The 23,551-nt window shown below is 43.4% G+C and carries 23 protein-coding genes and 1 pseudogene; 8 read left to right on the top strand and 16 right to left on the bottom strand.

The window, feature by feature from the left end; genetic code table 11:
- Positions 1-37: 37 nt before the first annotated feature.
- From SMUL_RS14030 to SMUL_RS13990, 9 genes are all read right to left on the bottom strand, one after another.
- Positions 38-1,030 carry a type II asparaginase gene (locus SMUL_RS14030; RefSeq protein ID WP_223809829.1) on the bottom strand — a complete coding sequence of 331 codons (993 nt, stop codon included), beginning with the start codon at positions 1,028-1,030 and terminating at the stop codon, positions 38-40.
- A 229-nt stretch (positions 1,031-1,259) separates the two neighbouring features.
- Positions 1,260-2,561: an anaerobic C4-dicarboxylate transporter gene (locus SMUL_RS14025; RefSeq protein WP_025345887.1), complete on the bottom strand. Its 1,302-nt coding sequence runs from the start codon at positions 2,559-2,561 to the stop codon at positions 1,260-1,262.
- A 123-nt stretch (positions 2,562-2,684) separates the two neighbouring features.
- The gene (gene aspA, locus SMUL_RS14020; RefSeq protein WP_025345886.1) at positions 2,685-4,091 is read right to left on the bottom strand and encodes an aspartate ammonia-lyase; all 1,407 of its coding nucleotides are present in this window, start codon (positions 4,089-4,091) and stop codon (positions 2,685-2,687) included.
- A gap of 181 nt (positions 4,092-4,272) precedes the next feature.
- Positions 4,273-5,703, bottom strand: a complete 1,431-nt coding sequence (gene aspA / locus SMUL_RS14015; protein WP_025345885.1) for an aspartate ammonia-lyase — start codon at positions 5,701-5,703, stop codon at positions 4,273-4,275.
- A 106-nt stretch (positions 5,704-5,809) separates the two neighbouring features.
- Complete coding sequence (locus SMUL_RS14010) at positions 5,810-6,085, bottom strand: type II toxin-antitoxin system RelE/ParE family toxin (RefSeq protein ID WP_025345884.1); 276 nt, start codon at positions 6,083-6,085, stop codon at positions 5,810-5,812.
- Complete coding sequence (locus tag SMUL_RS14005) at positions 6,075-6,335, bottom strand: type II toxin-antitoxin system prevent-host-death family antitoxin (protein WP_025345883.1); 261 nt, start codon at positions 6,333-6,335, stop codon at positions 6,075-6,077. The genes SMUL_RS14010 and SMUL_RS14005 overlap by 11 nt, the downstream gene beginning before the upstream one ends.
- Before the next feature lie 89 nt (positions 6,336-6,424).
- Positions 6,425-7,096, bottom strand: coding sequence for a hypothetical protein (locus tag SMUL_RS14000; RefSeq protein ID WP_025345882.1), 672 nt, complete (start codon positions 7,094-7,096; stop codon positions 6,425-6,427).
- A gap of 56 nt (positions 7,097-7,152) precedes the next feature.
- Positions 7,153-7,911 carry an acyl-CoA dehydratase activase gene (locus SMUL_RS13995; protein WP_025345881.1) on the bottom strand — a complete coding sequence of 253 codons (759 nt, stop codon included), beginning with the start codon at positions 7,909-7,911 and terminating at the stop codon, positions 7,153-7,155.
- The gene (locus tag SMUL_RS13990) at positions 7,911-9,230 is read right to left on the bottom strand and encodes a double-cubane-cluster-containing anaerobic reductase (RefSeq protein ID WP_025345880.1); all 1,320 of its coding nucleotides are present in this window, start codon (positions 9,228-9,230) and stop codon (positions 7,911-7,913) included. Before SMUL_RS13990 ends, SMUL_RS13995 begins: the two co-directional genes overlap by 1 nt.
- A 266-nt stretch (positions 9,231-9,496) precedes the next feature.
- On the opposite strand from SMUL_RS13990, the gene SMUL_RS13985 reads away from it, so the two are divergent.
- Positions 9,497-10,264 (top strand): undecaprenyl-diphosphate phosphatase, encoded by a 768-nt coding sequence (locus tag SMUL_RS13985; protein WP_025345879.1) that lies wholly within the window; start codon positions 9,497-9,499, stop codon positions 10,262-10,264.
- A gap of 1 nt (position 10,265) precedes the next feature.
- Here the strand turns inward: SMUL_RS13985 and SMUL_RS13980 are convergent, their stop codons facing one another.
- Positions 10,266-10,850, bottom strand: coding sequence for a DUF134 domain-containing protein (locus SMUL_RS13980; RefSeq protein WP_025345878.1), 585 nt, complete (start codon positions 10,848-10,850; stop codon positions 10,266-10,268).
- A 256-nt stretch (positions 10,851-11,106) separates the two neighbouring features.
- On the opposite strand from SMUL_RS13980, the gene SMUL_RS13975 reads away from it, so the two are divergent.
- From SMUL_RS13975 to SMUL_RS16820, 7 genes and pseudogenes are all read left to right on the top strand, one after another.
- Complete coding sequence (locus SMUL_RS13975; protein WP_025345877.1) at positions 11,107-11,607, top strand: NifB/NifX family molybdenum-iron cluster-binding protein; 501 nt, start codon at positions 11,107-11,109, stop codon at positions 11,605-11,607.
- A 6-nt stretch (positions 11,608-11,613) separates the two neighbouring features.
- The gene (locus tag SMUL_RS13970) at positions 11,614-12,144 is read left to right on the top strand and encodes a hypothetical protein (protein WP_148295310.1); all 531 of its coding nucleotides are present in this window, start codon (positions 11,614-11,616) and stop codon (positions 12,142-12,144) included.
- A gap of 612 nt (positions 12,145-12,756) precedes the next feature.
- Positions 12,757-13,155 (top strand): annotated as a pseudogene (locus SMUL_RS17830) (methyl-accepting chemotaxis protein); the annotation flags it as partial.
- Positions 13,147-13,581 carry a CZB domain-containing protein gene (locus SMUL_RS17580; protein WP_235674122.1) on the top strand — a complete coding sequence of 145 codons (435 nt, stop codon included), beginning with the start codon at positions 13,147-13,149 and terminating at the stop codon, positions 13,579-13,581. The pseudogene SMUL_RS17830 and the gene SMUL_RS17580, both read left to right, overlap by 9 nt.
- Before the next feature lie 3 nt (positions 13,582-13,584).
- Positions 13,585-13,953 carry a response regulator gene (locus SMUL_RS13960; protein WP_025345874.1) on the top strand — a complete coding sequence of 123 codons (369 nt, stop codon included), beginning with the start codon at positions 13,585-13,587 and terminating at the stop codon, positions 13,951-13,953.
- A gap of 8 nt (positions 13,954-13,961) precedes the next feature.
- Positions 13,962-15,653 carry a PAS domain-containing sensor histidine kinase gene (locus tag SMUL_RS13955; RefSeq protein WP_025345873.1) on the top strand — a complete coding sequence of 564 codons (1,692 nt, stop codon included), beginning with the start codon at positions 13,962-13,964 and terminating at the stop codon, positions 15,651-15,653.
- On the top strand, positions 15,643-17,172 hold the full coding sequence (locus SMUL_RS16820; protein ID WP_025345872.1) for a PAS domain-containing sensor histidine kinase: 1,530 nt from the start codon (positions 15,643-15,645) through the stop codon (positions 17,170-17,172). The genes SMUL_RS13955 and SMUL_RS16820 overlap by 11 nt, the downstream gene beginning before the upstream one ends.
- Here SMUL_RS16820 and SMUL_RS13945 read toward each other — a convergent pair.
- From SMUL_RS13945 to rarD, 6 genes are all read right to left on the bottom strand, one after another.
- Complete coding sequence (locus SMUL_RS13945) at positions 17,169-18,356, bottom strand: EAL domain-containing protein (protein WP_025345871.1); 1,188 nt, start codon at positions 18,354-18,356, stop codon at positions 17,169-17,171. The genes SMUL_RS16820 and SMUL_RS13945 overlap by 4 nt on opposite strands.
- Positions 18,357-18,431: 75 nt before the next feature.
- Positions 18,432-18,905, bottom strand: coding sequence for a DNA-deoxyinosine glycosylase (locus tag SMUL_RS13940; RefSeq protein ID WP_025345870.1), 474 nt, complete (start codon positions 18,903-18,905; stop codon positions 18,432-18,434).
- A gap of 45 nt (positions 18,906-18,950) precedes the next feature.
- Complete coding sequence (locus SMUL_RS13935) at positions 18,951-20,507, bottom strand: phosphoethanolamine transferase (protein ID WP_051492706.1); 1,557 nt, start codon at positions 20,505-20,507, stop codon at positions 18,951-18,953.
- A 61-nt stretch (positions 20,508-20,568) separates the two neighbouring features.
- Positions 20,569-21,966, bottom strand: coding sequence for a sensor histidine kinase (locus SMUL_RS13930; RefSeq protein ID WP_025345868.1), 1,398 nt, complete (start codon positions 21,964-21,966; stop codon positions 20,569-20,571).
- Complete coding sequence (locus SMUL_RS13925) at positions 21,950-22,624, bottom strand: response regulator transcription factor (protein WP_025345867.1); 675 nt, start codon at positions 22,622-22,624, stop codon at positions 21,950-21,952. Before SMUL_RS13925 ends, SMUL_RS13930 begins: the two co-directional genes overlap by 17 nt.
- Complete coding sequence (gene rarD / locus SMUL_RS13920; protein ID WP_025345866.1) at positions 22,625-23,521, bottom strand: EamA family transporter RarD; 897 nt, start codon at positions 23,519-23,521, stop codon at positions 22,625-22,627.
- Positions 23,522-23,551 lie beyond the last annotated feature (30 nt).

Raw genomic sequence — 23,551 nt, 5'->3', positions numbered from 1 at the left:
TTCTCCATCTCCCCGCCAAGAGAGATGGAGTGTTTTTCTAATACTCTAAAAACATCTTTTGAAGTGCTTTTTTATCGCTGGTTTTCGTTAGACCCAACATTAAAAGAACACGTGCTTTTTGAGGATTGAGGGTTGTAGTTGCGATGAATCCGTATTTGGCATCGTCCACTTCACCTTCAAGTGTGGTACTTCCACTGCCGACACGACTACTACGAGCGACAACCACACCTTTTTTAACCGCGTCTGCAAGAGCGTCTTGGGTAAGTGGGAAAGGATTGCCATTGCCCATACCGGCATGAACGATCGCTTTAGCACCTGCCGTTACGGCTGCTTTGACCATGACATCGGTGTCATTTGGGTGGGCGTAAACGATGTCAACGCGTGGTAAATCTTCGAGTTTGCTCACATCAAATTCAGACGCAACGGTGTGTTTACGGGTTGGTTGCATGTAGTACTCAACATTGCCATAATATACTGTACCGATTTTACCGCTGTTTGGAGAGGCAAATGCGTTGACGGAGCTTGTATTGACTTTCGTGACTTCACGTGCACTGTGAATTTCATCGTTCATGACAACGACAACACCTTTGCCCGCAGTCTCTTTATTGATCGCAACATTAACCGCATTGTAAAGATTCATCGGACCATCGGCACTCATAGAGGTAGAAGAGCGCATTGCTGCTACAAAAACAACGGGTTTTTTACTTTTAACGGTGAGATCTAAAAAGTACGAAGTCTCTTCAACGGTGTCGGTTCCATGCGTAATGACCACACCATCGATGTCAGGTTGTGCCAAAAGCTCATTGACACGTTTTGCTAGTTTGAGCCAAACTTTGTTGTTCATCTCTTGAGAGCCAATGCTAGAGATTTGCTCACCTTTAATGGTTGCCATGTCATTGATAGCAGGAACGGCAGCGAGTAATTTATCGACCGTAACAGCGCCCGCTGAGTAAGAACTTTTAAGCTCAGATGTACCAGAACCTGCGATGGTTCCTCCGGTTGCTAAAATGGCAATGGTTGGTTTTGCCATGAGTGAAGAGACACCAATGAGTGTCACCATCAGTGAAGTGCGTAAAAAATTCATTCTTATACTCCTTTGAAAAGTTGGTTTACATGTAAAAAGGATCGGCTCCCAAAAGAGCCGATAAGAAGGCTACTTTATATTCTGCCTCGAAGAGGCAAGCTTCAGCGCCAAGCGGCGAGCGTAGGCTTTGGAGCTTTGCCCCAAAGCCGTGTCAAAAGAGTCTGAAAGGACTCTTTTATAAGATCATACCGCCGATGACAAAGGCAAAAGCAACTGAGAGTGCAATCGCCACAACACCAGGAACAATGAAAGGATGGTTGAAGACAAATTTACCAATGCGTGTTGAGCCTGTATCGTCCATTTCCACCGCTGCAATCAGTGTTGGGTAGGTTGGAAGGACAAACAGTGCACTCACCGCTGCAAATGAAGCTACGATGGTAAGGGGTGAAACACCCAGTAATAAGGCACTTGGAATCAGCGCCTTCGCCGTTGCAGCTTGAGAGTAGAGCAGGGTACTTGCAAAGAAAAGAACCACTGCAAGCATCCATGGATACACATTGAGAAGATCGCCTGCGAACGCTTTGATTTCAGTGATGTGATTTGCAACAAAGGTATCGCCAAGCCACGCAACACCGAGTACACAAATACATGCGCTCATACCGGATTTAAACGTGGAAGAGTTCAATACTTGCGCCGTATCAATGCGTGTAAAGGCAGAGATAAACGTAGCCGCTGCAAACATAAAGAGCATAATCGCCGCGTCACGACCAAGCACAGGGTTTTTAATCAAACCTACTTTACCGCTGATCAGCGTTGCATAGGTGATGACACACAAAATTGCAACAAGGAAGATCACAACAGAGAGCTTTGCCCCTGGTTTGATCTCTACTTTTGCAGTACCTCTTGTTTTAATCAATCCTTTCGCCAATCTCTCTTGGTAGACTTCATCATCTTTAAGATCTTTTCCCAAGAAGTTTGCCACAACAGCGGCACACATACATGCAAGAAATGAAGAAGGGATACAAACCGCTAAAAGCTCCAAATACCCAATACCTTGTTTCTCTAATGCACCACTCACAAACACAACGGCCGCTGAAATTGGAGACGCGGTGATCGCAATTTGAGACGCAACAACGGCAATGCTTAAAGGACGAGAAGGACGAATGCCTTGCTCTTTAGCCACTTCTGCAATAACCGGTAGTGTTGCAAACGCAGTATGTCCCGTTCCTGCAAAAAATGTCATCACATAGGTGACAACAGGTGCTAGAAACGTGATCTGTTTAGGATTTTTACGTAAAATTTTCTCCGCAATACTGACCATATAATCCAGTCCACCTGCCACTTGCATCGCGCCAATAGCCGCAATAACAGACATGATGATAAGGATAACATCAATAGGCATCGCGCCTAGTTTAAGACCCATTCCAAGCGTTAAAATCAAAACGCCTACACCGCCCGCATACCCGATACCAATACTACCCAGTCTTGCACCAAAAAAGATGGCGCCAAGAACAACGATGACTTCTAACCATAACATGGGAACTCCTTTTTTATTTTCATAACGCACCAAGCGCAAAGCTCTTGGTAATACGCTAACCGCTGTGGTGCTAAAGCTAGCCGAACAAGTCGGCAGAAGCTTTAGCAAGAGCAGTTTTTGTTATTACTTTTTTTCGTAAGTACGAGGTTTGATCATGTTCTCTGGCTTGATGATGTCATCAAGCTCCGCTTTGGCTAAAAGACCACGCGCAAGAACGATGTCATACACAGAACCGCCTGTCTCAAGCGCTTCTTTAGCCACGGATGTTGAATTCTCGTAACCGATGAAAGGATTAAGCGCAGTGACGAGACCAATACTGTTAAGCACAAGTGCTTTACATCGCTCAGGATTAGCTGTGATGCCATCAACGCACGTGTAAGCCAATGCTTCAAAGGCGTTTTTCATCATGTTGACAGAGTTGAAAAGGTTGAACGCGATAACAGGCTCAAAAACGTTCAGTTGGAGTTGTCCCCCTTCGCACGCCATCGTTACTGCAACGTCGGTACCGATCACTTGGAAGCAGACTTGGTTTACCACTTCAGGCATAACAGGATTGACTTTACCTGGCATAATGGAGCTGCCTGGTTGCATAGCTGGGAGGTTAATCTCGCCAAAACCTGTTCTTGGTCCTGAGCTTAGAAGTCTGAGGTCATTACAAATTTTAGACATTTTGGTTGCAACACGTTTAAGCACACCCGAGATTTGCACATAAGCGCCTGTATCTTGCGTTGCTTCAACAAGATCACCTGCGGTTACAAAAGGACGTCCTGTGACTTCTTGAAGTTTGCCTTCAACGGTTTTTGCATAACTTGGATGCGCATTAATTCCTGTACCAATCGCTGTGGCACCAAGGTTCATCTCACGCATCAATTGTTGCGCTTCAATCACACGTTGAATGTCTTCACCAATCATAACCGCATAGGTTCTAAACTCTTGCTCTAACGTCATAGGAACGGCATCTTGAAGTTGGGTACGACCCATTTTGATGATGTCTTTAAACTCTAATGCTTTTTTAGCAAATGAATTTTTGATGATGCTCATCGAAACAGTAAGCTCGCCAAGTTTTTCAAAAAGGGCTACGCGAAGTGCGGTTGGGTACGCATCATTGGTGGATTGAGACAAGTTGACGTCATTGTTTGGGTGAAGGTATTTGTAGTCACCTTTTTTGTGACCCATTTTTTCAAGTCCGATGTTTGCGATGACTTCGTTCGCATTCATATTAGTAGATGTACCTGCTCCACCTTGGAACATGTCTACAACAAATTGGTCATGGTATTGACCACCGATGATCTCATCGCACGCTTCACAAATCACATTTTTTTTGTTCTCTGCAAGAAGTCCTAGTTCAAAGTTGGCAAGGGCTGCCGCTTTTTTTACTTTAGCAAGGGAAGTGATAAACGTTGGGAATTTTGCAAGTGTGATACCTGTAATGTGGAAGTTTTCAGCCGCACGCGCTGTTTGCACGCCATAATAACATTCGTTCGATATTTCTTTATCGCCGATTAGATCGTGTTCTATTCTAGTTGACATTGTGTCTCCTTAAGATTTAAAGGTAGTGGAAGTTTAAACCCCTAAAGAGACTTGAAAATGACTTTTTGGAAAAGATTTTAAAAAAATATTGAAAGAATGAAATTAATATGCAGATATAAAATTTAAGTGATACTAGAGGTTACATGTAAAGGAAAAAATAGGAGCAAGTGCTCCTATTTGATTAGAGTTTTACGAACTTGCTTTTTTCAGAAAGACCGAAATTGTGGGGTTGGATCATGTTTTCTGGCTTGATGATCTCATCGAGTTCTTCTTTGGCGAGCAACCCTTTAGCTAAAACGATGTCATACACCGAACCGCCAGTTTCCAACGCCTCTTTGGCAACGATGGTGGAGTTTTCGTAGCCTAAATAAGGATTGAGTGCGGTGACAAGGCCGATGCTGTTGAGCACCAAATTTTTGCAGTGCTCTTTATTTGCCGTGATGCCATCGACGCAGGTGTACGCGAGTGCTTCAAAGGCGTTTTTCATCATATTGACCGAGTTGAAAAGATTGTAAGCAATCAGTGGCTCAAAAACATTGAGTTGCAGTTGTCCCGCTTCACACGCCATCGTAACGGCGATGTCAGTGCCGATGACTTGGAAACAGACTTGGTTCACCACTTCGGGGATAACGGGGTTGACTTTACCGGGCATAATGGAGCTTCCTGGTTGCATCGCAGGCAGATTGATCTCGCCAAAACCCGTTCTTGGACCTGAACTTAAAAGACGAAGATCGTTGCAGATTTTGGACATTTTGGTCGCAACACGTTTCAAAACACCTGAGATTTGCACATAAGCGCCCGTATCTTGCGTCGCTTCGATCAAATCGCCCGCGGTGATAAACGGACGCCCCGTCACCTCTTGCAGTTTAGCTTCCACGGTTTTAGCATAATCAGGATGCGCGTTGATGCCCGTTCCAATCGCGGTAGCGCCCATATTGATCTCGCGCACCAATTGTCGTGCTTCATGCACACGTTGGATGTCCTCGCCGATCATGACCGCATAAGTTCGAAACTCTTGCTCTAAGGTCATAGGAACCGCGTCTTGGAGTTGTGTTCGCCCCATCTTGATAACATCTTTGAACTCACTCGCTTTTTTGGCAAATGAGCTTTTGATAATTGCCATCGACTCACCCAGTTCGCCTAGTTTTTCATACAGCGCGACGCGAAGGGCGGTTGGATAAGCATCGTTGGTTGATTGCGAAAGGTTGACGTCGTTGTTGGGATGCAGGTACTTGTATTCGCCTTTTTGGTGACCCAAAATCTCCAAACCAATGTTGGCGATCACTTCATTTGCGTTCATATTGGTCGAAGTTCCAGCCCCTCCTTGGATCATATCGACCACAAACTGGTCATGGAATTTACCCGCGATAATGGCTTCGCACGCTTGCACGATCGCATTTTTCTTGTTCTCTGCTAAAAGTTCTAACTCAAAATTGGCAAGCGCTGCTGCTTTTTTAACTTTGGCGATGGACTCAATAAAAGTTGGAAAGCTCCCAAGTGTCACGCCTGTAATGTGAAAGTTTTCCACAGCACGCGCTGTTTGAACACCGTAATAACACGCATTAGAAATCTCTTTATCGCCGATAAGATCATGTTCGATTCTGGTTGACACGCTTTAGCTCCTTGCATTTTTAAGTCTCGTTGTGTGGGCACATTATAGCATTCACCAACTGCAAAATCTTTACATGTAAAGGTTAATTTTTAGTTTTTGGGAGAAGTTAGTAAACCTCGTCATGTGCGCCAATGTCGAGCAAGATAATCACTTCATCTACAATCATAAAATCCATGATAATGCGATACTCAATGTTAATCGAAATAGAGTAATACTCGCTTAAATTTCCTTTGAGTTTATGCAAGCGCAAAGAGGGATGATAGGGGTTTTCTTGGAGTATACGAAGGGTTTTTTCATAACGCACCGCCATATCTTTATGGGATTGAATAAATTTACGAAGCCGCTTTTTGTAGCTTTCGCTTAAGCGGATTTCATAAGCCATTAGCGATGGCTCTTACTTCTTTGAGGTGCTCCTCAACATCTGTCGTGTACTTGCCTTCTTTAATCTCTTGCATCGTCTCTTCGTAAAGACGGTCAAGTTCCAAGGTTCGCAATTGCTTATAGCGCTCAATGTCGATGACCACATACTTGTTTTTTCCTCGCACATTGATGACCACTTCGCTTACACTCTCGAAGAGTTTGTCAAGCAGCGTGACCCCTTTGGTTTTAATGTCATTGGCTGATACGATCATAAGAGTATCCTTAATAGTACTATTTAGCGTATTATAAAGAATACTTTTGGAAAGTTGGCTGAGAGTTTGGGTTTACATGTAAGAATAATTTACGATGGTGGAGTATTCTTAAAATACTCGTCAAGTATTTGATAAAGCGTATCGGAGTAGGGTGTTTTGAAAAAAAAGATATAAATTTTATTTTCTTCTTTATAGTAGCTCCCATCTGCTGTATAGGCAGTTTGTAAGATTCCAAAACTACAAAATTTATTCATGGCAAGAATATAATATTCATTTTCTAAAGGTACTAAAATATAAGGTGCCATGTTTGTTTTTTCAGGCTGAATCATATGTTGGATAGCATAATAGTAAATTTCAAAGTCCTCATGTGTAAATGTATTGATATTTGTAAACAGGGAAGATTCATAATAATTGAGTGAGCCGTTTTTGATTTTATTTTCCCAAAGTTTAGCGAGGATAAAAATAGTAATGCAATTATCGGCGTGGAGATTTTTAATGATGAGACTGCTCATAAATTCTCTATCCGAATGAGATGAGGAATTAATAAAGTTGAGTAGCTCATCAGTTTTAATATTGTTATTCGCCATATCTAAGATGAGGTTATTAAATTTAGCGTCTAAAAAGCCTTGGTAACTCTTGACGATAGACTCTTTAATTAAAGAAAGAGAACCGTCACTTGCTATATCGAGTGCATGAAAGATCGCATTAGCATCAGCTTTTAAGTCATTCCCAATTTTTTTAGGTAAAGATTTGATATTCATAAACAACCTTTTTAGCGAGTTACAAAATTATATCCAAACCTTTACATGTAAAAAAATTACTGCACCACCTCAAATCCCGAAAGTGCCGCACCCACTGCGCCTATGAGTTGTGGATGCGCTGGGACGAGGATTGTACGTTCAAGTTTAAGCTCTAGCATATGGTGTAAAAAAGGATTGAGTGCGCCACCGCCTGTGAAGACGATGCAGTCCTTTTCTTTGACGACGAACTTTTTAGCCATCGAAGCTAAACGTGAGGCGATGGATTCGTGGACACCCCAACAGATGTTTGCCAAACTCTCTTTTTTGGCGATGAGGGAGATGACCTCCGACTCGGCAAAAACGGCACACATGCTTGAAATGGTCAGCTCTTTGTCGGCATCAAAGCCTGCGTTGGCGAAGGTTTGCATGTCAAGCCCTAAACGATTGGCGGCGATTTCGAGAAATTTTCCCGTTCCAGCCGCGCATTTGTCGTTCATGCGAAAGTCGGTAAATCCGCCATCATCACCCATTTTGATCACTTTGCTGTCTTGTCCGCCTAGGTCGATGACCGTTTTGACTTCGTTGTGAAAAAAGTATGCCCCTTTGGCATGGGCTTTGATCTCGGAGATGACGGGCGCACCGTGCGAATCTCCAAGCATATGCCGTCCATAGCCTGTGGCGACGAGCATCTTAACCTCTTTGTCTGCCAAATACTCGCCGACGATGACATCTTGGTTAAAAATGGTTGGGATCACCGCATGATGGGTGATCTCCTTCTCTCTTCCGATACCAATGATTTTTGTATAGGTCGAACCTATGTCTACGCCCCAAAACATTATTTGTTTGCGAACGCTTCGGCTTTTTGTTTAAACGTGATGCTCTCCAAAAAGGCTTCAACACGCGTTTTGATCTGTCCTGCATCTTCGGGAGAATAATCCGACTCAATGACAAGACACGGAATGCCTTCTTTCGCTAACGCTTCGGTGACAAGGTGTGACTCGACATTGTAGGTGTGGCAGAAAGAGAGTGTGTAGTAGATGACACCATCGGCTTTGCGGTCTTTGTACATTTGAACGATTTTATCGGTTCTGCCTGTGTTTGGCGTGAAACAGGCACAGTCGATTTTGGAGTAGCGTTGCATTAAACGCGCGTAAAGCTCGTCTTCGCTTTGTACTCCTTCGATGTCCACATTGTCTTTAAAATAACGATGTCCGATGCACCCTTCTTCGTTGATGATGCACGCACCTGAGCCTTCAACCGCCGTGTGAAGTTTCCAGTTTGGTGGCGCGATAGGCGTGCCTAAAACCATGATGCGAGGGGTGTTTTCAGGGAAAACACTCACTCTGTTTTTAATGCGTTCATCAAGTTCATCGCAGAGTTCATTTACTTTCCCAGTAAAGCGTTTCGGGTCATCTAAAAAGCTCATTTGGCTGATGAAAAGCGCGTCTTTACCACTGATAGGCATGATGTCTGGGTGCATGCCGCGAAGGGTATCAAGGCGTTTCATCGCGTCACGTTTCGCGTTGATAAGTTTGACACCATTCAACATTTCAGCAAGGCTGAGTTTTTTCTCCGTCACCTCTTCAATGTGCTCTTTAAACTCTTTGATCTCCTCTTGCCACATTTTAAGATCACGTTCACGTTTCATGTGTGGGATGTTCATAACATGCACAGGGTGATGTTTTCCTAAAAGTTCCCATGTCTTTTTCTTCGCTTCACAGGTGGTTTCACCGTAGATAAAATCGGCTGATTGTGTGTACGCACAGGTGTGTTGAAGTTTAAAGCCGTAGGCTGATTTGATGAGAGGGCAGATATTGCGAGGCAGTTCGGTTTCTGCATCTGCGATGGGAGGATTGGCTCCGCCACACAGTCCAAAACACGCCCCTCCTGCTCCTACAACAATCTCTTCAGGAACGAAGATACAAAAGGTTCCCACCGCAGGTTTTTTTTGCGCTTTAAGTGCGTTGATCTCAGCAATGCGTTCTGCTTGGATTTCGCTCATAAACCAGTCAAAATATGCCATACCTTTTGGACGGTTTTGTTGGCTCATAAAACCTGCTTGATAGCCTGCAAGTCCCATACCCATCATCTTTGCATGACGCTCAACGTCAACACCAATACTACTCAATAACTCTTTGTGAAGTTCAACACCCATTGTCTTTCCTTGTGTGAAAATATGTGCTGTGGGGGTTTACATGTAAAGCGGTCAGCAGGTAAAAAAGAGGTGCTACTTCATGTATGTCTAAGCCTTAGACCAACAGCGTTTAAAGTATTGTAATCTGCTTAACATTAAAAAGAGGTAAAATATCTTTTACCAAATTAGGAGGAAATTTCTCCGTTTCATCTTACATGTAAAGGTTTTTTAAAACTCTAACATGGCTTATGTTACAATCCATTCTTATTTTACATGTAGGAATTTTTGTGGATATTTTTCAATCAATCATTATGGGAATCGTCGAGGGTTTCACCGAATTTTTACCTGTTTCTTCAACGGGGCATATGATTATCGTCGGGGATTGGCTGGGTGTTAAACAAGACAGTATGGTCAAAGCGTATGAGGTTATCATCCAGTTTGCGGCGATTTTGGCGGTGGTTTTGAACTACAAAGAGAAGTTTTCTCCTAAAAAAATTGATCTGTGGATGAAGCTTGCGGTGGCATTTGTGCCTCTTGGTTTAGTGGGATTTATTTTTGCCAAACAGGTCAAAGCGATGTTTAGCGTTGAGATCGTCGCACTAATGTTCATCATCGGCGGCATCGTCTTTTTGGTGGTGGAGAAGTTTTACACGCCTAAAGAGCATTTTATCGATGATGTGGAAAAGGTGAGTTACACACAAGCCCTTTGGATCGGCATCGCGCAGGTTTTTGCACTGATTCCGGGCACGTCGCGTGCAGGAGCTTCCATCATCGGTGCGATGCTTGTGGGTTTGACACGTAAAGCGAGTGCTGAGTTTTCGTTTTTACTCGCGTTTCCTGTGATGTGCGCCACGACAGCGTATGACCTTGTGAAGCATCGAAGCGAGCTGTTTACCGATACAAATTTTGCGGTTTTAGCCGTGGGATTTGTGGTCTCTTTCCTCGTCGCGTACGCAACCATCAAACTTTTTTTGAAATTCTTAGAAACCTTTACGTTTGTCAGTTTTGGCATCTACCGCATTCTTTTTGGTGTCGCGTTGTTGGCGTTTTATTAGGTCAAAAAAGTTTAGGGATCTCCTCTTCTGAAATGCTCGCTTTGGAGATAACCTGAATGCCTCCGCTCGCAAGGGTATTTTTGAGTCCTTGCCCTAACGTTGCAGTGAGAAAAAAGTTCACGCCGTGTTTTTGAAAAAGAGGGGTGAGGCAGAGCGGTGGCTTGACCTCTTTTTCATGCGCTGGATTTTCCAAGCAGAGAAAGTGCTCAATTTTTTGATCTTGCACGGTAAAAATAAAGAGGTATTTTCCCTTCGGATGAAGGTTCTCATAGCGCTCTTTCTCATCGCAACAAAACGCAATCACATAACGATCACGCTTCACTTCGAGGTGCAACTGATGTCCGCAAAGAAGGGCTAAAGCGACCTTTTGACGTGCGGTTTTGATGATGCGCGCGAAAGTTGGACGGGAAACTTCCATCTTAGCCGCAGCAGCTTCTTGATACAAATCCAACAAATCCATCAAATACAGTGCTTCTATCTCTTCAGGAATCAACGTAACAGACTCCTCCTGTACGCCACCTTTGGGCATAAAACGGGTAATCAGCGGTTGATACGAAGTAGCACGTCGGCATTTGTGGCGAGGCATTGCATTCCTTTTTTTAAATAGCGTCCTTGCAGAACGCTTTACACGTCTTTAAAGCAAAGCTCCAAAGACTACGTTAACACTGGGTTCTCTTTGGCAGAGAGCCCACGCACCTTTGGTGCTTTTTCTTTTTGCAAAATGTGTTGTGCAAAAAGTCTAATTGTAAAAGTATCATAGCATAGATTGTTTGAAATATACTTGACATATGTTCATTTAAAGTGCTATGATTCTGAACATATGACCAAATAAGGAGTTTAAAATGATCGCAGTTGCAGTTAAGACGGACAAAGAAAAAGGGGTACTTTCACCTCTTTTTGGAAAAGCAAAGTTTTTCTCTATCATTGATGATGCAGGGACGATAACCACACACGCTAATGCAGCCGAAGGTGGTATGAAAGTAGCGCGTTGGCTTCAAGGCTTAGGCATTAAGAGCATCATCGCAAACCATTTGGGTGAGAAACCATTTCATGCGTTGCAAAGTGCTGGCATTAAAATCTATTTTGCTGGTGCTGGGCGTGTTGAGCTTGAAGAGGTGCTTCAAAAATTCAAAGAGGGATTGCTTGAAGAGGTCACTGTTGTGAATTACATGAACCTTTTGGGTGAAGAGCACGAGCACGGTGAGGAAGAGGGTGCTTCTCATCACGGGAAAAAGCACCACTGTTGTGGCAAACATGCGCACAACCATCAACATGGAAATGACAATGCTCTCTCTAAAAGAGGGTTGGCACATACGTGCAACCATTTTCATGCCCACGCGTAATTTCTCATGCTTAAAAGAGGTACATATTTAATTCTCTTTGGGCTTGTTTTGGTTTTGGGATCTGCTATCTACAAGCAGATTACCAAGCCAAAAGCTACAGCACAACGAATAGCGTGCCATCAAGAAGTGGTTGTGTTTGAAAAAATTTATCACACGGATCGTGTTGAAGCGCTCAAAGAGCAGTTGAAAACGGAGCGCATTCATCTTCTCTTTTCCATCCAGCCATCTCGTTACACACCTACGCAGCTTTTCAACTATGTCGATACCGAAGCACTTCAGGAGAAAATCGTCAAACGTTTTGGAGAAGAAGAGGAAAAGAGTGATCTTGTGCTATCGGTTTTACTGTATGAAAATGATCTTTTAGATCCTGGCAAAAAAACCAAAGATGCAAAGAAGTATGCAGGCTATTTGGTCTTTGCGTTTCACCTTCAAGGCGAATTAATCTATAAAATACAAATAGATTTCATGGATAGAAAAGGAGGCGATATTGCGTCAAAAATTGAGTGTGCCTATGCGTCTGTGACGAGTTTGCATTAAATGTAACACCGCGTGACAAAAAGGTTAAAATAGCATCATTTTTATTTACATGTAACGTAATATTAATGTTAGAATTATATTCTATACTTTAACTAATTTTCAGTGGAGTCATTAATGTTTTTTAAGAAAAAAGAGCCTGAAGAACTTGCGATTTTGCGAAATGAAGTTGCACAGTTGAAAGCAGAAAATGAGCGTCTTCTCGCACTTTCTCAATTCTCGCAAGAAGAGATGATCGTTGTGATTGATAGCGCTAAAAAGATCGTGATGCAAAACGACCTTGCCAAAATAACGATCAAAGAGCCTGCTAAATTAGCCTCACTTTTGAACGAATCGATGGAACATGTCAGCATGGATGGTTGCCAAGGATCAGTTCTTTCCAAACGTTTAAGCCCTGAACTTGTCGCGTATAGCATCATCAAAACCGATGTTCGCAACGCCAAAGACAGCAACATCTTAAGCCTGCATCAAAACTCCATTGCAGGAGCGCTTAAAAACTCTCAAACGACCTTTTCTGAAATTTTGGATGACCTAAAAGTGATGAAAACAGAGTCAGCTCAAATCTCTCAAGAATCACGCGAAGGACTCAACCTTGCCAATGATTCTTCCACCGCCATGGATAAACTAAGTCTATTGATGAGTGATGTGCTCAGCAATGCAAAGTCGCTTTTAACCCGAAGCAAAGAGATCTCTGGTGTGGTGCAACTCATCGAAGATATTGCCGATCAGACCAACCTTTTAGCGCTCAATGCCGCCATCGAAGCCGCGCGCGCAGGTGAACATGGGCGTGGGTTTGCTGTCGTTGCCGATGAGGTGCGAAACTTAGCTGAACGTACGCAAAAAGCGACCAAAGAGATCGCAATGGTCGTTCAAACGATGCAACAAGAGTCTTCGCACTCTGAGCATAGTACCGAAGAGGTGAGCGTGATTGCGCGTACCACCAAAGAGCAGACCGACGCACTTAAAATCAAGATCATCTCTTTTGAGAAAAATGCGACGAGATCGATGTTTGAAGTGAGTCATCTGAGCGATAAAATCTTCGCATCGCTCGCGAAAATCGACCATGTGATCTATAAAAACAATCTCTATGCACTTCTGTTTGGTGAACACACTGACTTTAAAGCCACCACACATCACGAGTGCCGTTTGGGGCATTGGTATGAACAGGGAATCGGCAAAGAGGAATTTGTCAAAACAGCTTCGTTTGGAAAACTGGAAAACCCGCATGCAAAAGTGCATGAATTAGCCAATCGTTTAGCCAAAGAGTGTGGCGGCGAGAAAGCGATCTGTTCAAAAGCTGAAATTGAAGCAATGGTCAAAGAGATCGAAAGTGCGAGTGGAACTGTTTTTACGACACTGGACGCGATGGTCGATGAAAAAGCAAAAACGTTGATGCTCGAAGCCAAAGAGCATCTTTTTGACAAACAGGTGAGGGGATAATGAATGAAAAAAACGATTAAAGTAGCGGTCATTGATGATGAGCAAGAGATCTTGGATATGATCGAAAAGTATTTGAGTCGAACGCAAGGTTTTGCGGTCACGACCTTTTCCAACCCGCATAATGCAATTTCTCGCATCGATAAAAGCTACGATGTGGTGCTTTTAGACATTATGATGCCACAGATGAATGGGTTGGATGTGCTTAAAAGTTTGCATGAAAAAGCACCAGAGCTTAAAATCATCATGATGACAGCGTACTCCACGCTTGATAAAGTGCTCAAATCGCACCGCGAAGGGGCAACCCACTACATTATGAAACCATTTTCCTCAATGAAAGCCTTAGAAGAGAAGATTTACGAACTGGTTCAGTAGCGTCTTGTATGAAAGATTTACTCTCTAAGATCCGCGATCTTGAGCAAGAAATTACCGTTCTTAAAAGCCAAAACAGGCGCATTTTAGAGTGCGCCATTGCTGAAAAAAAAGAGCTAGAGCGCTTAGCGAGTAAAGCCAAACTCTTCTTTGACAATTCCGATCTTACCTATATGGTTTTAGACGCACACCAATGTATTATTGAAGTGAATGAGACCTTTAGCAAGCTTTTGGGCTATGGGCGCGACGAGATACTGGGCTTGTACGTTAAAAAACTCTTTACAACGCCTAAGCGTTATGAGAAATGGTGGAGAGAGTACCTTCATGAGGGAAATTTTGAAAGTATCTCAAGCCTTGAGTATCGTTTGCGCACCAAAAACCGTCAAAGTTTCTGGGCGGAACTTTATGGCAGGCGCTTTGTCGATACAGAAGAAAGCTACAGTATTTGGAGCATTCGAGATATTAATTTACGCGTCAAATCACGCAATACCATTGCAAAGCTCAACCTCAAATACCAAAAGCAATTACGCGACATCGAAACGATTTTGGACATTATTCCTGTGCCTGTTTTTATTAAAGATCGCCACTTTCGCTACATCGGATGCAGTCGGGCGTATTGTGCCTATTTTGGTTTGAAAAAAGAGGATGTTCTGGGCAAAACGGTGTTTGATCTCTACCCTGCCGAGATCGCTAAGAGGCTCTCTAAAAAAGACCAAGAGATGCTTACATGTAACCTTCACGTCTATAAAACCACGACCATCGCACCCCTTACCAACCAAGAAGTAACGTTGGAAATCCAAAAAAAACGGATGATGCGCAATGGTATTTTTGACGGGTTTGTGGGTGTTTTCATCGATATGACCGAAGCGGAAAAACAAGAAATCTACCTGCAAAATCGTATTCGTGAAGAGCTGGATAAAAATCTTAAAATTCAAGCAATCTACCAAGAAGAGATGGTACGCAATGCCAAATTTAGCGCCATTGGTCAAATGGCAGCGGGCATTACGCATGAGATCAACACGCCACTGACGTATGTCAAAGGCAATTTTGAGATGCTGGTGGAAGACATTATGGCGGCGCTGCCGGATTCTTCTCGTAAAAATCTGATGCTCAAAGATAGCAAATCCATTCAAGAGGGCATTGAGCGAATAGAAAGCATTATCGAGACGATGCGTGAGGCATCGCAAAAGAGTCGTGAACAAAAAGAGAAGGTCAATCTGTTTGAACTTTTATGCGCTTCTTTAGCCCTTTCGTACAACCGTTCAAAGCAAATTGTTGCTATTTCTATGAATGATAAAATCTTTGATCTAAGCCTTTCTAAAAGTGAATACCACTTTACATGTAACGTTCAAAAACAGCGCATCGAGCAGGTGTTTGTGATCATTTTAAACAATGCGTTAGATGAGCTTGTCAAGATCGAGTCGTTTGAAAAACGCACTTTACATGTAAAGATTTTTAAAGAAGATCAAACGGTTGTGGTGCGTTTTTGTGATAACGCTGGAGGCATTGATGCTGCGATTTTACCGCGTATTTTTGAGCCATTTGAGAGTACGAAAGAGAGCTCTGGCATTGGCATTGGGCTCAATATCGCGCAGCAAATCATTACGCAACACGAGGGTGAAATCATCGCGTACAATGAAAACGATGGCGCCGTTTTTGAGGTACGCCTTCCTTTAGCAAAGGAGTCTATCCATGTCCCATAAGTTTTTAAAACAGTTTTATGACTCGATGAGTGAAGGGCTTTACGCCTTTGATAGTGATGGCAAAATCACCCATTTTAACCCCGCAGCTCAAACGATTTTAGGTTACAGTGAAGAGGAACTTTTAGGCAAAATTGGCCATTTTATCTTTCACGCACATCACGAAAAAAAAGGGCTTTTACAATGCCCCATCTACAAAGCGTTTTTGCAAGATAAAACCTATGTGGGCGAAGAGGTTTTTTTAACCAAAGATGGCAGATGGATCGATGTGTCTGTCAGAGCCAATCCCCTGCTTGAAGAGGGTTGCAAACAAGGCTATATCGTCTTCCTTTGGCCTATTGCTACGCCTGCTTTGGAGGAACGTGACGCCGATCTTTCGTGTGCTCATAGCCTCCTTTTTCACGAAGAGGGTGATCAGAAAGAGAGTGAAGCTTTTTACGAGCAGATCTTCGCAACCGCCAATCTTGGCATCGCTTTGTTAGACCAAGAGGGGCGTTTTGTGGCACTTAATCCTGCGTTTGCGAAACTTTACGGCTACAACGATGCAGAGTTGATTGGCAGACATTTTCATCTGCTTGTTCCTGAGGCATTACGTGATGAATCAGAGCTTCATCACAATGCTTTTCTCTCTCACTGTGAAGCGGCGCACGATGGAGAAATGGAGTTAGTACGAAAAGGCGGCAAGCGCATCGACGTTTATGCGACCGAAGGGCTTTTGGAGCATATCGTTGGAGGTCCTTATAAAATCATGACGGTTTTTGATGTGACCGAGATGGTGGAATCAAGGCGCGTGCAAAAAGTACAAGAGGCGATGCTGGTACAGCAACACAAGCTCGCCGCCATGGGCGAAATCATCGGACACATCGCCCACCAGTGGCGCCAACCGCTCAATGTGCTCAATCTCACAACGTTCGATCTTAGATGCAAATATGCCTTAGGCGCTTTAAGCGATGAAAAATTTCACAGCGCGTTTGATACGATTGAGTCACTGACCGAGCAGATGAGCAGTACCATCAACGATTTTATGGATTTTTACAAACCAAATAAAGAGAAAAAAGCATTTAAGCTGCACGAAGCGGTGCGCTATGCAACCAATATTACCGCCATACAACTGCGCAATGAAGGCATTGCCCTCTCCTTCAACATTGATGAAACGGTGGAGGTTTATGGCTTAGCCAATGAGTTACAGCAAGTCATCCTCAACCTTTTAAGCAATGCCAAAGATGCGTTTAGCACCAAGGAAATTGAGCCCAAACAGATCTGCCTTGTGGCATGGAGCAATGAAGAGGGGGTGCATTTGTGTGTGGAAGATAACGCAGGTGGCATTGAGGAGAGCTTATTGGAGCGCATTTTTGAGCCTTATTTTAGCACCAAAGGGAAGATGCAAGGCAGTGGCATCGGGCTTTACATCTGCTCAATGATCTTGAACGAGAGCTTTGGAGGTAGCATCCGAGTTGAAAATATCACCCACGAAGAGCGCACGATTGGCGCTAGGTTTATTGTGGCATTCCCACGATCTTAAAGCGTTTGCACTTTAAGATCGAGACATAAAATGCTCTCTTTGCCTTCATGCGCAAATTTTTGAGCGAAGGTGCGGCACATGCGACCCGAAGCCCTAGAGATGTACTTTTGGCTGAGGTAATTGCCTCGTTTGGACTCTTTCGTGATGTAAAAATACTCTTTAAGTGCGTGGTTGTCGCCATTTCGTGCGGGTTGGAAAAACTCGTTGGTGTCCGCGCTGATGATCGTATTGCCCTCTTGAATGCCTGTTTGGGCATCGATGCAGTAGATCGCTTCGATGATCTCAAACTCTTTTAGAAACGCGAACAGATCAGGTTGATGTTTTTGTGTAATTGTTTCGATAATCGCGTGTGTGTAGGCTTTGGCACTCTCGATTAAGATCTCTTTGCGTTGCATGGAAGATTTGACATTTTGAGTATGTCTTGCTCCAATGTGGGTAATTTTTTCATCCACAAGCGCTTTATCAAATATTGTTGCACTGGGTCTTGCAAACCAGAACCCTTGAAAAAGATCGATGTCGAGTTTTAAAGAGCGCAAAATTTCCTCTTCCTCTTCCACCCCTTCAGCCAGTACGAGTGCGCCGATGTTAAAGCACATATTGGCGATGGATTTTAAAATCTCTTTGTGAATGAAATTGAGATGCACATTAAACACAAGCGATCGATCGACTTTAACGATATGCGGACGTACGGTGGAGATGCGATCAAAATTGGCATTGCCCGCACCAAAATCATCCAGAGCGATTAAAAATCCCCGATCTTTGTAGAAGTCGCAGAACTGTTTGAGACGCTCTGTGTCTTCGATCTGATACTCTTTGATCTCAATGACGATGTGCGAGGGCGGAATACCAAAATCATTGGCGAGTGAGCAGAAGGCGAAGTCATCAAAGCTGATTTTGCTATCGAGCAGGTGCGATTCAAAATTGAGAAAGAGCAAAAGCTCTTTGTTAGCATCCAGCAGTGGTTTAAAGGTTTCAAGCGCTTTGGTTCGCGCGTATTTGTCGAGTTCAAACGAGAGATGCTCTTTTTTGGCTTGGTCAAATACAAAAATAGGTGAGAGCGGTTCGTTGTGCTTATCGTGCGCGCGCATCAGCGCTTCAACACCGATTACCTTGGCACTGCGAATGGAGACGATCGGTTGAAAATAGATGTAAATAGCGCTGTCTTGAATGAGTTGTGAAACCACAAAGCCCCCTTTTTGGTCTATGAGAGACATTATAACACAGCGCTATGAGGGCGCATGATGAAAAAGAAGGCAACGCTATGTGTAGATAACACTCCACGCTTCGATCAGCTTTTCCAAAGAACATGCGGCATTGGCAGGGCTGGTGGAAGGGAGTTTGATGATGTCTCTTCCTGTCGTTGCTTCGCAGTGCTTTTGGTAGAGTTTTTCAGCTGTTGCGCCGTTGGCATAAATCTGTTTGATGGAAGCGTGCCTTAGAATCTTTGCAAAATCCATCGGTACCACGTTTGTGATGCTGCTGTCACTGGAGCCTGTAATATCGCAGCTTTGAATGACATCCCAAATGGCAATGCCATGAGCTAAGAGCATCGCTTTTTTTTCTTCGATGGTGATGGGAAGCGGTGCGTTGGTAATGGCGGAAATTACCTTCCAAAAACGGTTTTGAGGGTTGCCGTAAAAGAAGTGCTGTTCACGCGATTTAACGGAGGGAAACGTGCCTAAAATCAGCACGTTTGAGTGTTTGTTGTACACAGGATCAAAAGAGTGTTGCATGCTTTTTTCACTTTACATGTAAAGATAAAAAAGTATAGCACAAACCTAGCGCAAGAGGTCTAGGTTTGGCTTGTATTCGCTGGTTTTAACCTCAAAAAGCGTTAAGAGCGTGTGGAAAAGATTGTCCTGTGAAAAGCGCTCATCGGCTTTTACATGTAAGGCTTCACGCTTGGCTTTGTCGCTGAAGTAAAAGAGTGCTGGTACGTGCTTTTGATCTTCAGGAGCGATCATGTAGGGAAGTCCGTGCAAGTAGACGCCATTTTCACCCAAAGACTCGCCGTGATCGGAGATATAAATGAGCGTGGTGTCATATTTGTCTTCATTGGCTTTGAGCTGCGTAATCGTCTCATTGATGATGTAATCGGTGTACGCAATTGTGTTATTGTAGGTATTAACGATCATCTCTTGCGTACATTTTTCCAAATCTTGCGTATCGCAGGTTGGAGTGAATGTTTTAAACGTATCAGGATAGCGCTTAAAGTAGGTCGGTCCGTGGCTTCCTTCTTGGTGCAAGACCACAAACGTGTCTTTATACTGCTTATCGATGTTGGCTTGAAAGTCACGAAGCAGGACATCATCAAACCCTTTTCCCCCGTAGTTCACGACATCGCTCATGCGTTTGGCAACTTTTTTGTCGCCTCCTGAATTGTTGTCTCTCCAGATGACGCGCACGCCTGTTTTGGCAAGCACATCCACGATATTTTCATACGATTCTTTCTCTTCACTCCAATTGGTTCTACCAAATTTGGAGAACATGCACGGCACCGAGATCGCCGTTGCCGTTCCACAGGAGGCAAAATTGTCTAAAAAGACGATGTCATCCCGTTTGGAAAGCAGAGGATTGGTCGGGCGATCATACCCAAAGAGCGCAAAATTACGCGCACGTGCTGTTTCACCTAAGATAAATACAACCAGTTTTTTCTTTTCATGGATAGGGCGCGTTGCATCCATAGCAATAGTGCTAAATACCGGCTTTGGTTTGATTTTACTGTAGGCAAACTTCACAAAAGAGGCTATGGGGTAGTAGGGGTTTATGTACATTTTAAGCTCATTATGGTTTCTAAAAAAGGAGCTGTAGGATTTGCCAAAATTCATATAAACGCCCAGAACCATCAGGAGAGAGACAATCAGTACCAGCGCTTTTTGCGCAAACTCTTGGGTGAAACTTTCAAACCGTATAGGCGCTTTAAAGAGGATCCAAAGTGAGATGAGTGCGGCAGCCCCAATGTAGAGCAAAAGCTTGGGTGTTAAAAGATCGAGTATTTCACCGCTATCGGTTTGAAAAATATTGGTGTACATATTGGCATCGATGATAGCCCCAAAAGAATCAATAAAATAACTGCCCAAAATACCAGCAAAAATCAGCACAACAAGACTTAGGCGAAAGAACTTTTTAGAGGTGAAAAGCAAGAGAGTATTTAAGATAGCAATGAGCATCAGCATAAGAATAAAAGGTGCGCTCAACGCTAGAAAATAGTTATGCTCATTCACAGCATAGTGAAACAGTTTTGAAAAAAACGTGATGTTGCAGAACAGCGCAATCCCTAGGGCAGTCATAAAAATGGCCCTTTGACTTTGGGATTTGAAAAAAGAGAAAAGCATAGGTTTTCCTTACCTTAAAAGATAAGGAAATTTTAGAGCATGAGCATGAATGGAAGATGAATTAAAAGAGGATTTTTACGTGTGTTCCTTTTTGCTCTTTGCTTTCAAGGGTGATGGAAAGATCATGCAGATCGATAATATTTTTAACAATCGCAAGCCCCAATCCACTCCCCGAGGCAATCTCTTTGCTCTCTTGGGTGCGGTAAAACTGCTCAAAAACATGCTCAATAGCCTCTTGTTTAATGCCCATTCCCTCATCCCTAATGCTCAGCTCGTGCGCGTTAAGGCTGATGTGAATCGTGGCGTTTTGGGGTGAATATTTGATGGCATTGTCGATGAGGTTGGCAATGGCGATTTTTAAAAGGGTTGCATTGCCTCTGAGGTTTTGTGCTTGCAGGGTTTCGACGATGAGGTGAATGCCTTTGGGTTCACACAAAGGACGTTTTTCTTCGATGGCTTCGAGTAAAACTTCATCCAGATAGACCTCATGAAAATGTTTTTTAAGATCATTTTTGGTGTTGCTCGATAAAAAGAGAATCTTTTCGATGACTTCATGCAAAACCCCAACCTCTTTCGCCACTTTTTCTAAAATTTGCTCATACTCGGGGATGGTTCGCTCTTTACGAAGCCCGACTTCGACTTCGCCTTTGATGATGGTGAGGGGCGTTTTGAGCTCATGCGAAGCGTTTTGTCCAAACTGTTTGACTTGTGCGTACGCGTGTTGAAGTTCGCTAAGAAGTGTGTTAAACGTTTCGATGAGATCGTCTATCTCATAAGCGATGTGCGATTTAGGGATGATGGAATGTGCCATCTCTCCTCGCATCGCTTTAGCGGCATTGGTGACATGCGAGACGTTGGAGAGCGATTTGGAGATGAGCATGTAGGCTAAACCAAGAACGATTAAGAGCAAAGCGCAAAGCCCGATACTCAGCGTTGTAATCATCTCTTGGATCTGTGGTGTGAGATTATCGTAGGGAATGGCACATTGCAAAAAGAGCATTTGGTACTCATTTTGTGCTAAAAACATGGTTCCAATATAGATTTTATGAGGGCTAAGATTCGGCTCCAAGGCGAGGGAAAAGGCGATTTCACCGGGTTGTTCAAAGATCTCTTGAATGATGCCAGGTTCAATTTTCAAGCTCAGCTCTTTAAGATCGCTTGAGCGCGAGAGGATCTGTGGGGCATTTGACATGCTGTCATACGCGACCACTTGCGCATACAAGAGCGGAATGGCAAACTCCTCTTTGACTTCATTTAGTGTTATCTCTTTGTTTGGATCTTCCTCAAAATCGTGTTTAATGTCTTTTAAAACGGTAAATAACGTCGCTTCAATGCTTTTTTGATACGACGTTTCAAGGGTATAAATGACCAAATAGCCAAAGCTGTAAAACAGAGCAGATAAGATAACAAAAAGTGCCGCCAAAAGACGGAATCTAAGGCTTTTAAAGGGCGTTTTCATGGATCGAGTATCCTAAATTACGGTGGGTTTTAATGAGCTTTAGCTCAAAATTTTTATCGATTTTTGTGCGTAAGCGGTACATGTAAACATTGATGATATTGCTGTTGATGGATTGGTCACTGCTAAAGAGTTGCTCTTCTAAAGCGCGCTCTTCGATGATGGAGCCTTTATGGCGCATCAGATACTCCAAAAGGGCATACTCTTTGGCGGTTAAAACAATGTGCTCACTTGAACGCATCACCGTTTTACTCAAAAGATTGAGCTCCAAATCTGCCACTTTGAGCACAGACTCTTTCGCGTTATGTTTGCGTAGTTGCACATGAATGCGCGCCAAAAGTTCTTCAAAACTAAACGGTTTGGTCAAGTAGTCATCGGCTCCAAAATTGAGCAGACTCACTTTATCGCTGATCGTACTTTTGGCACTGAGCATAATGATAGGCGTTGTAAGTTTCTTTTCGCGAATCTTTTGGCAAACCTGATCGCCTTGCGCACCTCGCAGCATAATATCTAAAATGATCACATCGTAAGCACCCATTTGCGCTAAGTAGATCGCGTCTTCACCGTTGTCACACTGATCGACACAAAAATACTCCTCTTCGAGTCCTTTTTTAAGGAACGAGGCGATTTTGGCATCATCTTCAACGACTAAAATTTTCATTTAACCCTCTTTAGAAGCTCTTTTTTTCATATACCCATCAATGCTAAAAATGGCTAACGCAATCCAAATCAGCACAAACGTCGTCAGTTTTTCAGGAAGTAAAACTTCATCATAAACAAAAATAGCTAACAAAAAGGAAACGGTCGGGCTAATGTACTGAAAAAAGCCGATGTGGATCAGTGAAATGCGTGTGGCAGCGGCATTAAACCACAATAGTGGAAGCACGGTGATGATGCCAGCGAGCAGTAAAAGCCATGAAACGCCATTGGGTGGAAAGACAAACGCGTTTTGGTCTGTGGCAACAAGGTAGCTAAAATAAAGCAGCGCCAAAGGCAATAAAATGAGCGTTTCGATGTAAAGCCCATTCATGGCAGGCAGGTTGATCTGTTTGCGAATCATCCCGTAAAAGCCAAAACTAAAAGCTAATGCGAGTGAAATAACGGGGATGGAGCCGAGCGTAACGACTTGATACACAATCGCACCAAAGGCTAAACCAATGGCAACTTTTTGCCAAAAGGAGGGGCGATCTTTGAAAAAAATGATGCCCAGTGCAAAATTGACCAGTGGGTTAATGTAGTAGCCAAGGCTGGATTCTGCGATCATGTTATGGCTTACCGCCCAGATGAAAACGAGCCAATTGATGGAGACAAGCAGGGCTGTGAGGACGAGGTATTTGATCTTGTGGAGGTCTCGAATGAGGAGGGTAAACGCACTAAATTGACGACTAAAAAGGATCATGCCAAAGAGCAACACCACCGACCAGATAATACGGTGTGCCAAGATCTCCGCAGGTGAGACCGACGCGATTAGTTTAAAATAGATCGGGATTAAGCCCCAAAAACCAAATGCCATCAGTGCGTAGATGTAGCCTTGTGCTTCGCGAGAGAGATTATTCATGGGTTCCAACTTGTAAAAAAGTGCTGTTAT

The sequence above is a fragment of the Sulfurospirillum multivorans DSM 12446 genome, from assembly GCF_000568815.1.
Classification (GTDB): Bacteria; Campylobacterota; Campylobacteria; order Campylobacterales; family Sulfurospirillaceae; genus Sulfurospirillum; species Sulfurospirillum multivorans.
This window is presented reverse-complemented; position numbering and strand designations above follow the sequence as displayed.